Annotated in this window: 15 protein-coding genes and 1 tRNA gene; 8 read left to right on the top strand and 8 right to left on the bottom strand. The window is 66.3% G+C overall.

Annotated elements, in window-relative coordinates:
* Positions 1-5: 5 nt before the first annotated feature.
* Together ACSION_RS13025 and ACSION_RS13020 are read left to right on the top strand one after the other, a co-directional pair.
* Positions 6-920 carry an alpha/beta hydrolase gene (locus tag ACSION_RS13025; RefSeq protein ID WP_435306237.1) on the top strand — a complete coding sequence of 305 codons (915 nt, stop codon included), beginning with the start codon at positions 6-8 and terminating at the stop codon, positions 918-920.
* A 274-nt stretch (positions 921-1,194) separates the two neighbouring features.
* Positions 1,195-3,945 (top strand): TonB-dependent receptor, encoded by a 2,751-nt coding sequence (locus ACSION_RS13020; RefSeq protein ID WP_435306236.1) that lies wholly within the window; start codon positions 1,195-1,197, stop codon positions 3,943-3,945.
* 491 nt (positions 3,946-4,436) lie between these two features.
* Here ACSION_RS13020 and ACSION_RS13015 read toward each other — a convergent pair.
* Positions 4,437-4,512 (bottom strand) — tRNA-Ala (locus tag ACSION_RS13015).
* Between the two features lie 15 nt (positions 4,513-4,527).
* Complete coding sequence (gene rnd, locus ACSION_RS13010) at positions 4,528-5,637, bottom strand: ribonuclease D (RefSeq protein ID WP_435306235.1); 1,110 nt, start codon at positions 5,635-5,637, stop codon at positions 4,528-4,530.
* Positions 5,638-5,799: 162 nt separating this feature from the next.
* Between rnd and ACSION_RS13005 the strand changes: the two genes are divergently transcribed.
* The 6 genes from ACSION_RS13005 to ACSION_RS12980 all read left to right on the top strand — a co-directional run bounded on the left by ACSION_RS13005 (position 5,800) and on the right by ACSION_RS12980 (position 10,247).
* On the top strand, positions 5,800-7,611 hold the full coding sequence (locus ACSION_RS13005) for a formylglycine-generating enzyme family protein (protein WP_435306706.1): 1,812 nt from the start codon (positions 5,800-5,802) through the stop codon (positions 7,609-7,611).
* 17 nt (positions 7,612-7,628) lie between these two features.
* Positions 7,629-8,540 carry a M48 family metallopeptidase gene (locus ACSION_RS13000; protein WP_435306234.1) on the top strand — a complete coding sequence of 304 codons (912 nt, stop codon included), beginning with the start codon at positions 7,629-7,631 and terminating at the stop codon, positions 8,538-8,540.
* Entirely contained in the window at positions 8,537-9,079 is a 543-nt protein-coding gene (locus tag ACSION_RS12995; protein WP_435306233.1) for an SRPBCC domain-containing protein, read from the top strand. Before ACSION_RS13000 ends, ACSION_RS12995 begins: the two co-directional genes overlap by 4 nt.
* Positions 9,080-9,113: 34 nt before the next feature.
* A complete protein-coding gene (locus tag ACSION_RS12990) occupies positions 9,114-9,353 on the top strand; it encodes a hypothetical protein (RefSeq protein ID WP_435306232.1) in 240 nt (79 codons plus the stop codon).
* Between the two features lie 23 nt (positions 9,354-9,376).
* Positions 9,377-9,727, top strand: a complete 351-nt coding sequence (locus tag ACSION_RS12985) for a VOC family protein (protein ID WP_435306231.1) — start codon at positions 9,377-9,379, stop codon at positions 9,725-9,727.
* Positions 9,728-9,806: 79 nt separating this feature from the next.
* A complete protein-coding gene (locus tag ACSION_RS12980) occupies positions 9,807-10,247 on the top strand; it encodes a phage tail protein (protein ID WP_435306230.1) in 441 nt (146 codons plus the stop codon).
* A gap of 3 nt (positions 10,248-10,250) precedes the next feature.
* Here the strand turns inward: ACSION_RS12980 and ACSION_RS12975 are convergent, their stop codons facing one another.
* The 6 genes from ACSION_RS12975 to gluQRS all read right to left on the bottom strand — a co-directional run bounded on the left by ACSION_RS12975 (position 10,251) and on the right by gluQRS (position 13,937).
* The gene (locus tag ACSION_RS12975) at positions 10,251-10,466 is read right to left on the bottom strand and encodes a hypothetical protein (RefSeq protein WP_435306229.1); all 216 of its coding nucleotides are present in this window, start codon (positions 10,464-10,466) and stop codon (positions 10,251-10,253) included.
* 43 nt (positions 10,467-10,509) lie between these two features.
* Positions 10,510-10,680, bottom strand: coding sequence for a hypothetical protein (locus ACSION_RS12970; RefSeq protein ID WP_155944648.1), 171 nt, complete (start codon positions 10,678-10,680; stop codon positions 10,510-10,512).
* Between the two features lie 54 nt (positions 10,681-10,734).
* Positions 10,735-11,475 carry an acetoacetyl-CoA reductase gene (gene phbB / locus ACSION_RS12965; RefSeq protein ID WP_435306228.1) on the bottom strand — a complete coding sequence of 247 codons (741 nt, stop codon included), beginning with the start codon at positions 11,473-11,475 and terminating at the stop codon, positions 10,735-10,737.
* Between the two features lie 73 nt (positions 11,476-11,548).
* Positions 11,549-12,055 carry a polyhydroxyalkanoate synthesis repressor PhaR gene (gene phaR, locus ACSION_RS12960; RefSeq protein ID WP_093486534.1) on the bottom strand — a complete coding sequence of 169 codons (507 nt, stop codon included), beginning with the start codon at positions 12,053-12,055 and terminating at the stop codon, positions 11,549-11,551.
* A 175-nt stretch (positions 12,056-12,230) separates the two neighbouring features.
* Positions 12,231-12,971 (bottom strand): beta-ketoacyl-ACP reductase, encoded by a 741-nt coding sequence (locus ACSION_RS12955; RefSeq protein WP_093486532.1) that lies wholly within the window; start codon positions 12,969-12,971, stop codon positions 12,231-12,233.
* Between the two features lie 45 nt (positions 12,972-13,016).
* The gene (gene gluQRS, locus ACSION_RS12950; RefSeq protein WP_435306227.1) at positions 13,017-13,937 is read right to left on the bottom strand and encodes a tRNA glutamyl-Q(34) synthetase GluQRS; all 921 of its coding nucleotides are present in this window, start codon (positions 13,935-13,937) and stop codon (positions 13,017-13,019) included.
* Between the last annotated feature and the right edge of the window lie 61 nt (positions 13,938-13,998).

The following is a 13,998-nucleotide window of genomic DNA, read 5'->3' as shown; positions in this document are numbered from 1 at the left end:
TGCGGATGGGAACGTTTGGCGTGGCGCTGCTGCTGTTCGTCTCGGCCTCAACTGCGCACGCACAGCAGAAGCAGCCGTCCGTCCCTGCGGCACAGGCGGTGACCGGAGAGGGCGTCACCGGCACGCTGTTGCGCCATGCGCAGTTCCCCTCGCGCCGCGTGGCCGCGAGGAACGTCGATGTCTGGCTACCACCCGGCTACGACGAAGCGTCGGATACACGGTATCCGGTGCTCTACATGCACGACGGGCAGAACGTGTTCGACCCTTCCACGTCCTATACCCATGTGGATTGGGGCGTGGATGAAGCGATGACGCGCCTGATCGCCAACGGACATGCACGTGCCGCCATCGTCGTGGCGGTATGGAACACGCCCAAGCGCCTGCAGGAATACATGCCGCGCAGGGCCATCACGGGCGAAACGTTCGTTCCCTCGCCGGGCGATCCGCCTTTCCCGACCTCCGATATCGTCGCTGACGACTACCTCGCGTTCCTCGTCACCGAACTGAAGCCTTTCATCGATGCGCAGTACCGCACGTTGACCGGTCCGGCGGATACGTCGGTGATGGGCTCCAGCATGGGAGGGCTGATCTCCGCGTATGCGGTACTGGAGTATCCGGACGTGTTCGGCGGCGCCGGGTGCGTGTCCACGCACTGGCCGATCGCGGGCGGCATCGTCGAGGGCTACCTGGCACAACACCTGCCTGCGCCCGGCGGCAACCGCTTCTACTTCGACTACGGCACCGAAGCCATCGACGCGCAGTACGAGCCTTACCAGCAGCGCATCGACGGCATGATGCGCGCACGCGGCTATCGTCCTGGCGCAGATCTGCTGAGCCATCGCTACCTCGGTGCGACCCACAACGAAGCCGCCTGGCGCGACCGCATCGAAGTGCCGCTGATGTTCCTGCTGCGGCCCTGATCCGCACCACGCGGCTGCTCGTCCCGGCGCCTTTCTGAACGATGTCGCGGTCTCTCGCGACACGCATACGCGCGCCTGTCCGTGCGTACGGAACGCGTGTTACGCCACTGTGCGGAATATGCATGAATACGTATGCAGGCCGGTTTGTGCAGCTGCACGCGCCACTACCATGGCCGCACGTTACGGGGCCCCGTGCCCCAACGTGTAAGACCCGGGCGATCGCATTGCGTGACGTACCCGGTTCGCCGCATACAACGTCCTTGGAGAGGGGAACATGCAACTCAAGCGCAACCTGCTGAGCGCGGCGTTGGCGTCCGCCATCGCGCTCACCGCTGCCGGCGTCAACGCCCAGACGGCACAGCCCGCCGAACAAACGAATGAACAGGCCGAAGCCACCGAGCTGGACACGGTGGTGGTGACCGGTATCCGCCGCGGCATCGAGAGCGCGATCTCGGTCAAGCGCGATTCCACCTCCATCGTCGAGGCGATCTCCGCTGAAGACATCGGCAAGTTGCCCGACGTCAGCATCGCCGAATCGCTCGCGCGCCTGCCGGGCTTGGCGGCGCAGCGCGTCGCCGGCCGCGCGCAGGTGATCAGCGTGCGCGGTCTGTCGCCCGACTTCTCCACCACGCTGCTGAATGGCCGCGAGATGGTCAGCACCGGCGACAACCGCAGCGTCGAGTTCGACCAGTACCCGTCCGAACTCGTCAGCGGCGTGACCGTGTACAAGACGCCCGACGCCGGCCTGGTCGGCCAGGGCCTGTCCGGCACCGTCGACATGCAGACCGTTCGCCCGCTGAGTTTCGATGCGCCGGTCGGCGCCGTCGGCATCCGCGGCCAGCGCAATTCGCTGGGCAACGCGGCGGATGCGTCCGCCTACGGCGAGCGCATCAACGCGAGCTACATCACCCAGAACGAAGCGCGCACGTTCGGCTTCTCGATCGGCTACTCGCATGCGACCACGCCGATCCAGGAGAACCAGGTAGGCCTGTACGAGCCGTGGCAGGCGATCGGCGACAACTGGCGCCCGGGTGTGCCGGCAGGCACGTACTACTCGGACGGCATCAAGGCGCTGCGTCGCACGGGCGAGACCAAGCGCGACGGCGTGATGGCCACGTTCCAGTTCCGCCCGTCCAATGCCTGGACCAGCACCCTCGACGTGTTCCATTCGGAAGCCGAGCAGGTCAGCACCGCGAACCAGTTCGAAGTGCATATCGGCGACTACAACGGCAACTACGGCCGCCTGGACGTCGACAACCCCATCATCAACGGCAACAACACGTTCACCGGCGGTACCGCCAACAACGTGTACCCGCTGGTGCGCGGCATGTACAACTACCGCGAAGACGAGATCAACGCGTTCGGCTGGAACAACGAGTTCAATGCCGGTTCGGTCCGCGTCGTCGCAGACGTCAGCTGGTCGAAGACCAAGCGTGACGAGATCAGCCTCGAGAACAACACCCAGCGCCTGCCTGCGCCGCAGCTGGACTCGGTGGGCTTGACGTTCCGTTCGGGCGGCTTCTCCCAGATCAATCCGGGCTTCGACTACTCCGACCCCTCGCAACTCTTCCTGGCCAACACGATCTACGGCTCGGGTTATGGCAAGACGCCGAAGGTCGAGGACGAGTTGAAGGGCGTGAAGCTGATGGCGTCGTTCCCGCTGCCGGAGGCGCTGGGCTGGTTCTCCGACCTCGACGTGGGCCTGAACTACGCCGACCGCGAGAAGACCAAGCGCCAGCCCGAGGGCAACATCAACCTCGGTGCGCAGGGCATCACCTCGATCGCGTCCGACCTGCAGTACGGGCTGGTCGACCTCCGCTTCGCCGGCATCGGCTACATCCCGTCCTGGAACGTGCCGGCCGCGGTCGCGCGCTACATGACCTTCAATCCGGTGGACAACCTGTCCTACCTGATCCCGAAGGCGTGGGATGTCAACGAAAAGATCTCCACCGGTTTCGCCCGCGCCAACATCGATACCGAGTGGGGTTCGGTGCCCGTGCGCGGCAACATCGGCGTGCAGGTCCAGCACGTGGATCAGTCGTCGAAGTCGCGCTACTGGGACAGCACCCAGCCGGCCGGCAGCAACGTCCAGCCCGTGGAGCGCGGCAAGACCTACACCGAGGTGTTGCCCAGCCTGAACCTGGCGTTCTCGCTGCCGGCGGAACAGACGATCCGCGTCGGCCTGGCCGAGCAGGTCGCACGTCCGCGCGTGGATGAGCTCCGCGCCTCGCTGGAGTTCGGCGTGAACACGGCGACCGGCGAACCCGGTGGCAGCGGCGGCAACCCGGAGCTGGAACCGTGGCGTGCCTATGCGTTCGACCTCTCCTATGAGAAGTATTTCGGCACCAAGGCCTATGTGGCGGCCTCGTTCTTCTACAAGGACCTGCGTACCTACATCTACACCGAATCGCGCGACGGTTTCGACTTCAGCGATTTCCTCGTGGACTACGTGCCGGGCCCGGGCGAGCCGCCGACACAGAGCACCGGCCGCTTCACGGCGCCGTACAACGGCAAGGGCGGCACGCTGAAGGGTTTGGAACTCACCGCATCGCTGCCGCTGGATCTGTTCACCGATACGCTGGAAGGTTTCGGCGTCGTCGCCAGCGCCGGCTTCAACGACAGCGACATCACCATTCCGCCGCCGCCGGGTTCGACCAACAGCGTGGGCAGCCAGAACATCATGCTGCCGGGCCTGTCCGAGCGTACGTACAACCTGACCGTGTACTACGAGCGCAACGGTTTCGAAGCCCGCGTCAGCCAGCGCAAGCGTTCGGACTTCATCGGCGAGATCGGCAACTTCGACGGCGACCGCACGCTGCGTTACGTGGTCGGCGAAGACCTCACCGATGCGCAGGTCAGCTACTCCTTCCCCGAGGGCCACGCACTGGGCGGTCTGAGCTTCCTGTTCCAGGTCAGCAACCTGACCGACGAGGCCTACCAGACCTACGCCGGCACCAAGGACCGTCCGCTGGAATACGTCGAGTGGGGCCGTACCTACCTGCTGGGCGTCAACTACAAGTTCTGATCCACGCGATACCTTGCTCTCCCAGCCCGTCGGCGTCCTGCCGGCGGGCTTTTTCTTTGGGAACCGGTGGACGGCGCAAACGGAAAGGCCAGGCATTCGCCCGGCCTTTCGTAGGGAGGATGGAGCCAGGAAGGATCGAACTCCCAACCTCATCCTGGTGCTGGACGCCAAGCGGCGGTGCGTCCGGCGCTCGCGTCGGTGCGACCCAGATGCCATCATGCCGTCGTCGACACCCACCAAAGGATACGGAGATGGCCAAGGGCCTGGACAAGAAGAAAGAGCAGAAGAAGAAGCCCGCCAAGACGCTGAAGGAAAAGCGGGCAGACAAGCAGGAAAAGAAAGGCGCGCGGTGAGGTCATTCAGGCCGAACCCGTTTCCTGCGTAGGGGACGGCACGACCGTCGAGCGGGTTCTGTTGCAAGGGCGTCCATTGCAGGATCGTTGGACGACTGGAAACAAAAAAAGCCCCGCGTGAGCGGGGCTTTTTGTATTTGGTGGAGCCAGGGAGGATCGAACTCCCGACCTCGTCATTGCGAACGACGCGCTCTCCCAGCTGAGCTATGGCCCCACAAGCGGCGCCATTCTAGCCCGCAGCCGCTGGCTGTGCCAAGCCTGTGCCGTCCAGCACGGGCGCCAGGACCGGTTCCAGTTCGCGCCGGCGCCAGCCGCTCAGCGCGGCCGGCCACTGGCCCGAGTCCAGCAGGCTTTCCAGGTAGCGACGCGATGCCAGCACGCCGTCGGGCAACCCAAGTTCGCTGCTGCGCTGGGCCACGGCATCCTGCAGGCGCTTTAGGCGGGCCTTGTCGCCGTCAGTCGCATTGCGGGCCACCGGCATGTCGGCTTCGTCGTCCAACGGGGTGTCCAGAGCCTGCCAGATCGCGTCCGCCAGCTTGCGCGGAGCCTTGGGCTGGGTGTCGAAGAAGCGCAACAACGCCGGTTTGTCGATCGGTGGCGTGCGCGCCAACGCCACAGCCAGTTCATTGTCGAGGATCCAGCTGCGGGGTTTGTCGCTCGCGCGTGCCTGCACTTCGCGCCAGCGCAGCAGGCGCACCAGTCGACGCTGTGCATCGGCATCCAGGAACTGCGCGCTTCGCATCGACAGGTGCGGCCAGCGCTCTCCTTCGTCCTGCGCCGCGTTCTCCACGAAGCGCGTGCAGTCTTCTTCCAGCCAACCCAAGCGGTCGGTGGAAACCAGTTCGGTCCGCAGCGCATCGTGCACGGCGAACAGGTAGCGGACATCGTCGGCGGCATAGTGCAGCTGCGATTCGCTGAGTGGCCGGCGTAACCAGTCCGAGCGCGTCTCGCCCTTCGGCAATACGACACCGGCGACACGCTCCACCAGCTTCTGGTAACCGATGCCGGCCGCCACGCCGGCCAGGGCAGCGGCCATCTGGGTGTCGAACAGCGGCGCCGGCAGCACGCCGCAGGCCACCTTGAACGCCACCAGGTCCTCGCTGGCGCTGTGCATCACCTTGGTGATCGATGGATCGGCCAACCAGGGCCGCAAGGCAGCGGTCATGCCCGGTGCCAGCGGGTCGACGAGCAGGACATCGTCGTCGAGGGCGATCTGCACCAGCGCGAGTTGGGGCCAGAAGGTGCGTTCGCGGACGAACTCGGTATCCAGGCCGATCCGTGTCGGGCGGCGCTGCAGGTGCGCATCCAGCGCAGCGGGGGTGTCTATCCAGTGGGGCAACGTAATCTCCGCGTGATGCGTCGTCTGCTCAGTCGGGTGAAAATAACCCAAGGTCCCGGCTCTGACAGTATCGTGTGCCGGTCTGTTGGCCGGCATTCTCTCACGGGGGCCGGTTGTTCCCTTCACGGAGGATGTTTGCGCGCGCTCCTTCTCGCCTTGTTGATGTCACTGCCGTGGTTGGCCGCATGCTCGCGCGACGACGAAGCGCCGCAAGGGGCCCAGGCTGCCGGCGACAGCGTGCGCATGCCGCGCGTTACCGTCAGCGGCGACGACAGCGGCATGGACGAACTGACGTGGCGAGCGCCCGCCGTCGCACTGACCGCCGAAGACGCGACCGACGCGCGTCAGCGCGCCGCGGCCGCGCTGGCGGAGGGGCGTCTGTTCGACGGTCCCGATGATGCGATCCCGCTCTACCTTGCGCTGCAGCGTCTTGAGCCGACCGATGCGCGCGCCAAGACGGGCCTGGAGCGCTGCCTGGATGCATTGTTGGAACAGGGCGCGCAGGCGCTGCGCCACGCGGAGGATCGTACCGAATCCCTGCGCCGCGCCCGCCAGATCGCCGCAGTGGCGCGCACCTTGGCGCCCGCCGATCCGGCCGTCACCGCCTACCTCTCGCGTGTGGACGATGCCGACCAGCTCACGCGCCTGAACGTGGCCGCCGAGCGCGCCTTGCGGGAGGGGCGGTTGGGCGAGGAGGGCGGTGGCGCCCTGGCGGGCTTCCGCGAAGTACTGAAGTGGAAGCCCGGCCAGCCACGCGCGATGCAGGGCGTGGCTGCGGTGGAGAGCGCGTTGGTCCGTCGTGCGGAGGACGCCGCGAACGCCAGTGATTTCGATACCGCCAAGCGCTGGCTCGACGCCGCCGCACGCGTACGCGAAGACGCGCAGACCGTGGCCGACGCCCGCATGCGCGTTGAGGCCATCCGTATCGCCCGCATCATCGAACTGCGCGATGCCGGTGTACGCGACATCGCCACCCCACAAGGGATCAAGGCGGCGCGCGTGAAGCTCGCCGAGGTGCTGCGCATCGCGGAGCCCGGCAACCGCGTTGCCGCCGACCTCCGCCAGCGCATCGACCTGGCCACGTACTACGGGCTGTTCCGTCCGGGCCAGGCCTTCACCGATGCGCTCCACCACGGTGGCCGCGGGCCCGAGATGGTGGTGGTGCCGCACGGTGGCTTCCTGATGGGGGCAGCGGAGGACGAAGCCGATGCGGCCGATGCCGAGAAGCCCGGGCACTACGTCCGCTTCGACCGTGGTTTCGCGATGGCGCGGCACGCGGTGACGGTCGGCGAATTCCGCCGCTTCGTACAGGCTACCCAGTACCGGCCGCGCGCCACCCGACGCGGTCATTCCGTGGTCTATGACGAGCGCAGCGGCAACTTCGTGCGGCGCAGCGGCGTGGACTGGCAATCCGACTATGCCGGCGACCCCGCCAGCGACGACATGCCGGTGCTGCATGTCAGCGTGTACGACGCCGAAGCCTATGCCGAGTGGCTGGCGGGGCAGACGGGCCACGGTTACCGCCTGCCCAGCGAGGCCGAGTACGAATACGCCCTGCGCGGTGGCCAGCAAGGCCGTTATCCGTGGGGCAACGGCCAGCCCCCGCGCGGCGTCGCAAACCTGACCGGGGGCAACGATCGCTCCCCCAGCGGCCGCAACTGGAACAACGCCTTCGTCGCGTACGGCGACGGCTACTGGGGGCCAGCACCGGTGGGACGGTTCCGCGCCAATGCCTTCGGCCTGAAGGACCTCGAAGGTAACACCAGCGAATGGGTCGGCGACTGCTGGCACGCCAGCTACCGCCGCGCGCCGGCGGACGGTGCGGCGTGGTTCAATCCCGGCTGCCGGTCGCGGGTGGTGCGTGGCGGTTCCTGGGCCAGTTCGCCGGCGCAGGTGCGCGCCGCATGGCGTTCGTCATCGGATTCGGATATGACTAATGCGCGGGTGGGTTTCCGCGTCGTTCGCGGCATCTAGCCGCCAGGGAGAGGGTGATGAGGCAAGATCCTTACGGGCGCTCGCAGTACGGGCAGGGCGGCGGGCGGCGGGGCGGCGGACTGGGCAACCTCCGCTGGATCATCCTGCTGGGGTTCCTGGTCTACGGCGGCTGCTACTACCTGAACAACCGCGTCGTCGATCCCTACACCGGCGAGAAGGTGCTGATCGACAACTCGATCGGCGTGGAAGAGGAGAAGGCGCTCGGCCTGCAGGCTTACGAGGAAATCCTGCAGCAGGAGCAGCCGGTCGATCCCAATTCGCAGATCGCCCAGCAGGTGCGCACCATCGCGCAGCGCCTGATCGCGAAGATCCCCGAGGTCGAAGCGGCCATCGCGGCCGAGAAAGGCACCCAGCCCAGCGGCAACTGGAAGTCCTTCGAGTGGGACGTCAATGTCATCCAGTCCGACCAGGCCAACGCGTTCTGCCTGCCCGGCGGCAAGATGGCGGTCTATACCGGGCTGATCCCGGTGGCCCAGAACGCCGACGCCGTCGCCGTGGTGATGGGCCACGAGATCGCCCACGCGCTGCTGCGCCACGGCGCCCAGCGCATGTCGCAGCAGAAGCTCACCCAGATCGGCCAGATGGCCGGCGCGATGAGTGGCATGGATCCGCAACAGCAGCAGATGGTGATGGCGGCGATGGGCTATGGCTACCTGCTGCCGTATGCACGTGAACACGAGACGCAGGCCGATGAAGTGGGCTTGATGCTGGCCGCCGCGGCCTGCTTCAACCCGGAGGAAGCCGTGCCGCTGTGGCAGCGCATGAGCGAAGCCAGCGGCGGGCAGGCGCCGCCGGAATTCTCGTCCACCCACCCGAATCCCGGCACGCGTATCCAGAACCTCACCGCGCTGATGCCCAAGGCGATGGCCTACCGCGCGAAGTTCTGCCCGCAGGGAGCGGCGAAGTGAAGGCGCTGGCCGGCGCATTCCTGCTGGCCGTCGCGATGGTCAGCGCGCCGGCGCAGGCGGCGATCAAGGACGCGAAGCCGAATGGGTTCACCGTCGAGAACTCCGAATGGGTGCCTGTCAGCCCGCAGGTGGCCTATGCGGCGCTGGTGAATGATGTCGGCCGCTGGTGGCCAGCCGATCACACCTGGTGGGGCGATGCGTCGAAGCTGTCCATCAGCGACAAGGTGGGCGGCTGTTTCTGCGAGATCAACGGCGCGCAGCAGGCCTGGCACATGACGGTGACCTTCACCGATCCGGGCAAGCTGATGCGCATGACCGGCGGCCTCGGCCCGTTGCAGGGCATGGGCCTGGACGGCGCGCTGGAATGGCGCTTCGTCGAAGAGAAAGGCGGCACCCGCATTACTCTGTGGTACCGCGCCGGCGGTTACACGCCGGACGACATGAGCACATTCGCGCCCGTCGTGGACAAGGTGCAGGGCCTGCAACTGGGCGGGCTGGCCGCCTTCCTGCGCAAGGGCGCCGACGGCGCGCGGCGCTGACAATCACTCCAACGTTCTAGGAAAGGAAGACCGCATGAGCATTCGTTTGTCGGAAAAGGACAGTGGCCGCACGCTGGGCAACATCTCGGAAGCGGATTTCCAGATGCTGGTGGACTACATGGAAGAAGAATCCTCCAAGGACCAGGATTACTACGTCGAGCACACCGCCATCGATGCGCTGGAAAGCCTGGGCGCGAGTGCTGATTTCGTCGCGCTGTTGCGCACGGCGGTGGGCGAGTCCGAAGGTGTCGATGTGGTGTGGGCGGCGGAGTAGGGCGACCGTAAGGAGCGACGTCCATGTCCCACATCATCCCCATGCAACCCGTCCGCCACCTGCCGCGGGCGATTGCGTTCTACGAACAGTTGGGCTTCATGGTCGAGGACCGACGCGACGATTGGGGCTGGGCGAAGCTGCGCTGGGGCGAGTGCCGCGTGATGCTGGACCAGTCGATCAACGTGAATCCGGACGCGCCGCGCGGGGCCGTGCTGTACCTGTATCCCGATGATCTCGATGCCTTCCACGCGCAGGCGCGTGCGAACGGCCTGGAGGTGCCCGCGCTGGATACGACGTTCTACGGCATGCGCGAGTTCCGGATCGACGATCCGGACGGCAATCGGTTGTGGATCGGGCAGGCGAAGGCGACCTGACCTCTGCGGGCGAAGGATCGCGTTGGAAGAGAGTGTTCCCCATGCGGGTACATCTCCCTTCCCACATGGAACCCCTGCCATGCCCGTCCAGCGTGATCGCCCGTATGCCGGAATGAACTTCCTCGTCGACCTCGGCCTGGGCGACGGGCCTGACGGGGGCGTGGCCGAGGTGTTGTTTCCCGAAGCGCGGCTGCAGGTCAACGAATACCGAAACGGCAACGACAAGACGCTGGAAGCCACCAAGCTGTCCACGCTGACCCACTACGACAACCTGGTGCTGCGCCGGGGCGTGATCGGTTCGCTCGCGTGGTACCGGTGGTGGGACGAGGCCCGCAACGGCGGCGACGCGCGACGCACCGTCGCTATCACGCTGCTGGACGAGCAGGGCAACCCGGTGATGCGCTGGCGCTTCCTGCGGGCGCGACCGGCGGCGTACACGCCTTCGCCGATGGACGCGGCGCTGGGCGACACGCTGTTCGAGACGCTGGAGATCGCGTTCGAGCGTTTCGAGATGGAGTAGGGGTCAGTCCAGCGGATCGCGCGGCGTGTCGCGCAGGTATTCCAGGACGAATCCGGCAACCAGGCCGAGCGCCGCGCAACCGAGCGCCATGGCGGCAGAGGAAGGTTCCTTGCCCGTCAGGTGGAACAGGGCCACGCCTGTCCCGATTCCCAGCAAGATCGGGACGACGAGGCGCGGCCTGGTCAGCACATCGCCCAGAAACCACGCGAACGGATTCATGGTGCGCTCCCGACGGTCGGCGCCGGAAGCATAGCCGGTGTGTTCAGAGCTTGCTGAAGACCGTCGCCGCGACCAGCAAGCCGAAGCCGGCGACCACCAGCCAGAACGCGTGCGGTGCCAGTACCGGCACGTAGCCGAACTTGGCGGCGATGCCGCCGCCGCCGAGCAGCAGCGCGATCAGCCAGACGCCGAAGGTGGGAGGGGTGAGTTTCATGCGGGAGCCTCGTGTGGATTCGATAGGTGTGTCGGCGGGGGACCGGGATTCCGGTCAGAAGCTCATGAACAGGCCGCCGTTGACCGGCAGGTTGGCGCCCGTGATGTAGCCCGCGTCGTCGGCGGTGAGGAACGCGACCGCGCGTGCGATGTCGTCCGGCTGGCCGATGCGGCCCACCGGGACCGAGGCGACGGTGCGCTCGCGCACTTCACCGGGCATGGCGGCCGTCATCGGGGTTTCCACGTAACCGGGCGAGACGCTGTTGACGGTGACGCCCTTGCGCGCGACTTCGCGCGCGAGCGACATCGAGAAGCCGTGAAGGCCGGCCTTGGCCGCGGCGTAGTTCACCTGGCCGAAGTTGCCGGTCTGGCCGCTCACCGAACTGATGTTGACGATGCGGCCGAAGCCGCGCGCCTGCATGCCGTCCACGACGTGGCGACAGAGATTGAACACGCTGTCCAGGTTCACCCCGATCACGGCATCCCATTGCGCCCTGTCCATCTTGCGCAGGGTGGCGTCGCGGGTGATGCCGGCGTTGTTGACCAGGATGTCGAGCGCGCCATGCTGCGCTTCGACGCCTTGGACGAAGGCGGCGCAAGCATCGAAGTCGGCGACGTCGACGGCGGCGTGTTCGATGTCGAGGCCAACAGTTTCAGCGCGAAAGCGCTCAAGGCGCTCCGGCGAGGTGGGAAGGTCGGCAGCCACCACTTTGCGTCCTGCACGCGTCAGTGCCTGGCTGATCGCCAAACCCAGGCCGCCCAGGCCACCGGTGACCACCGCGATGCGTTGCGTCATGAAGAATTCCTGTGTCGCGGACTAAAAAAAGGCCCGCGCAACGTGCGCGGGCCGGGTTTCACTACAGGGTGTTTCAGCGCGCGCGCGTCTTGGGCGTCTCGCGCTGCGGTTGTTCCTTAGGCTTGACCGTCGTCGGGCGGCCCAGGCCGCCGCTGAGGTTGCGCTGGAACTCCTGCCACAGCTCGAGGTTGCGCTCGGTCAGCTGGTTCATCATGGTCCACGGCGTCTGTCCCAGCAGGTTGCCCATCTGGCTGCGGAACTGCTGCTGCTGCTCCATGAACAGCTGCATGCTGCGCTCCAGGTAGTTGCCCATGAAGCCCTGCAGGGAGTCGCCGTAGAAACGGATGATCTGGCTCAGCAGCTGGGTGGAGAGGACCGGCTCGCCGTCCTGCTCCTGCTCGCTGATGATCTGCAGCAGCACGGTGCGGGTCAGGTCGTTACCGGTCTTGGCGTCGCGGACTTCGAAATCCTCGCCGTCGACGATCAGCTGGCGCACGTCCTCGATGGTGATGTAGCTGGAGATCTCGGTGTCGTACAGACGACGGTTGGGGTACTTCTTGATGATGCGGATCGCAGCCATTGAGTCTTCGCTCTAAACGCGTATGGCGGCAGCATGACGCAGCGCAACAGCCCTTGCAACAGGCCACAAGGCAGGGACTCCCTGTTCAGGCAAAGGAAAAATGCTGCGCAGCATCGAAACGGACGACGCCCCTTGCGGGGCGTCGTGGGAAACGGTCTAGGCTCGGCGGGTGGGCTTACCAGCCCATGTGGTGACCGCCGTTGATATCCAGGTTGGAGCCGGTGATCCAGCTGGCCTGCTCGTCCACCAGGAACGCCACCGCGTAGGCGATCTCCTCCGGTTTGCCCAGGCGGCCGGTGGGGATGTCGGCGGCGATCTTGGCGCGTACTTCTTCCGGCACCGCCATCACCATGTCGGTGGCGACGTAGCCGGGCGAGACGGTGTTGACCGTAATGCCGAGCTTGGCGTTCTCGCGTGCGAGCGAAATGGTGAAGCCGTGCATGCCGGCCTTTGCCGCGGCGTAGTTGGCCTGGCCATACTGGCCCTTCAGGCCGTTGATCGAACTGATCTGGATGATGCGGCCCCACTTGCGGTCGCGCATGCCGTCGATGACCGGACGGGTGACGTTGAACACCGAGTTGAGGTTGGTGTTGATGACATCGCCCCACTGCGTGGCCGACATCTTGTGGAAGGTGCCGTCACGGGTGATGCCGGCGTTGTTGACCAGCACTTCGACCGGACCGAGCGTCTGTTCGACTTCCTTCACCATCGCCTGAGCTTCGTCGGGCGACGTCACATCGCCCTTGACCAGCGCAATGTCATAGCCATCGGCCTTCATCTGCGCCTGCCACGCACGCGCCTTCTCTTCGTTGCGGTAATTGGTGGCGACCTTGTGGCCCATGTCGGCCAGCTTCTTGCAGATGGCGGTACCGATACCTCCGGTGCCGCCGGTGACCAGGGCGACGCGCGCTGTCATGTGGGAGATCTCCTTGGACCGTCGCAAGCCGACGGCCCCTCGATTCTAGACAGCGCCTGCGACAGGTTTGTTGTGCGCTGCAGCGAACGTCATATGTGTCACTTTCGGCAGCGCATCCGCCTGGAAATGCCGCTGCGCAGACGCGAGTGCCGCCGCCACCGACGGAGCATCGGCCAGCGCGCCGGCGGGCTGGCCCAGTGCCGTCCACGCAGCCCGTAGCGCAGGCAGCGGGGTGTCATTGTCGATCGGCAGCGCGGCCATGGACTTGGACAGCTTTTGCCCGTCCGCATCGACGATCAGCGGCAGGTGCAGGTAACGCGGCATGGGTAGGCCCAAGGCGCGATGCAGCAGGATCTGCCGGGGCGTGGAATCGAGCAGGTCCGCGCCGCGCACTACGTCGGTGATGGCCTGGTCGGCGTCGTCGACCACGACGGCGAGCTGATAGGCCCAGAAGCCATCCGCGCGCCGCAGGACGACATCGCCCACCTCCCGGTCCACGGCCTGTTCCACGAAGCCCTGCAGGCCATCAGCGAAAGCCACGCGACTGTCGTCGGCAACCCGCATGCGAATGGCGGGCGGGCGCGCCGGGTCGTGGGCGACGCAGACGCGATGGATGCCGCCGACGGCCGCCAGGTCGGTGCGGCTGCAGCGGCATTCGAAGGCGGCACCATCAGCCAGGAGCTGTCCTAGCGCTTCGGCGTAACGGTCATGGCGCCGGCTCTGCCAGACGACGGGCAGATCGGAGGTCATGCCGAACGCGGCCAGCGTCGCGAGCTGCGCCTGGGCAGCACCGGGGACCTCGCGTGGTGGATCGAGGTCTTCCACGCGGATGAGCCACTCCCCACGGTGATGGCGCGCGAGCAGCCAGCTGCCGAGCGCGGCCACGAGCGAGCCGAAATGCAAGCGGCCGGTAGGCGAGGGCGCGAAGCGTCCGCGATACGTGAGGTGGGGATCGGTCTCGGTCATTCGTCGGAAAGAAGGGAAAGCTGAACCACGTAGTCAGGCAGTTGCTTGAATTCACGTGTCC

Source organism: Pseudoxanthomonas sp. LjRoot125, from assembly GCF_964252705.1.
Taxonomy (GTDB): domain Bacteria; phylum Pseudomonadota; class Gammaproteobacteria; order Xanthomonadales; family Xanthomonadaceae; genus Pseudoxanthomonas_A.
This window is presented reverse-complemented; position numbering and strand designations above follow the sequence as displayed.

Bases quoted from the DNA above. Each gene is read 5' to 3' on its own strand.
- ACSION_RS13000 (WP_435306234.1), top strand. From the start codon at position 7,629: ATGAGGCAAGATCCTTACGGGCGCTCGCAGTACGGGCAGGGCGGCGGG.
- ACSION_RS12980 (WP_435306230.1), top strand. From the start codon at position 9,807: ATGCCCGTCCAGCGTGATCGCCCGTATGCCGGAATGAACTTCCTCGTC.
- ACSION_RS12985 (WP_435306231.1), top strand. From the start codon at position 9,377: ATGTCCCACATCATCCCCATGCAACCCGTCCGCCACCTGCCGCGGGCG.
- ACSION_RS12990 (WP_435306232.1), top strand. From the start codon at position 9,114: ATGAGCATTCGTTTGTCGGAAAAGGACAGTGGCCGCACGCTGGGCAAC.
- ACSION_RS13020 (WP_435306236.1), top strand. From the start codon at position 1,195: ATGCAACTCAAGCGCAACCTGCTGAGCGCGGCGTTGGCGTCCGCCATC.
- ACSION_RS13025 (WP_435306237.1), top strand. From the start codon at position 6: ATGGGAACGTTTGGCGTGGCGCTGCTGCTGTTCGTCTCGGCCTCAACT.
- ACSION_RS12975 (WP_435306229.1), bottom strand. From the start codon at position 10,466: ATGAATCCGTTCGCGTGGTTTCTGGGCGATGTGCTGACCAGGCCGCGC.
- gluQRS (WP_435306227.1), bottom strand. From the start codon at position 13,937: ATGACCGAGACCGATCCCCACCTCACGTATCGCGGACGCTTCGCGCCC.
- phbB (WP_435306228.1), bottom strand. From the start codon at position 11,475: ATGACGCAACGCATCGCGGTGGTCACCGGTGGCCTGGGCGGCCTGGGT.
- ACSION_RS12970 (WP_155944648.1), bottom strand. From the start codon at position 10,680: ATGAAACTCACCCCTCCCACCTTCGGCGTCTGGCTGATCGCGCTGCTG.
- ACSION_RS13005 (WP_435306706.1), top strand. From the start codon at position 5,800: ATGTCACTGCCGTGGTTGGCCGCATGCTCGCGCGACGACGAAGCGCCG.
- ACSION_RS12955 (WP_093486532.1), bottom strand. From the start codon at position 12,971: ATGACAGCGCGCGTCGCCCTGGTCACCGGCGGCACCGGAGGTATCGGT.
- phaR (WP_093486534.1), bottom strand. From the start codon at position 12,055: ATGGCTGCGATCCGCATCATCAAGAAGTACCCCAACCGTCGTCTGTAC.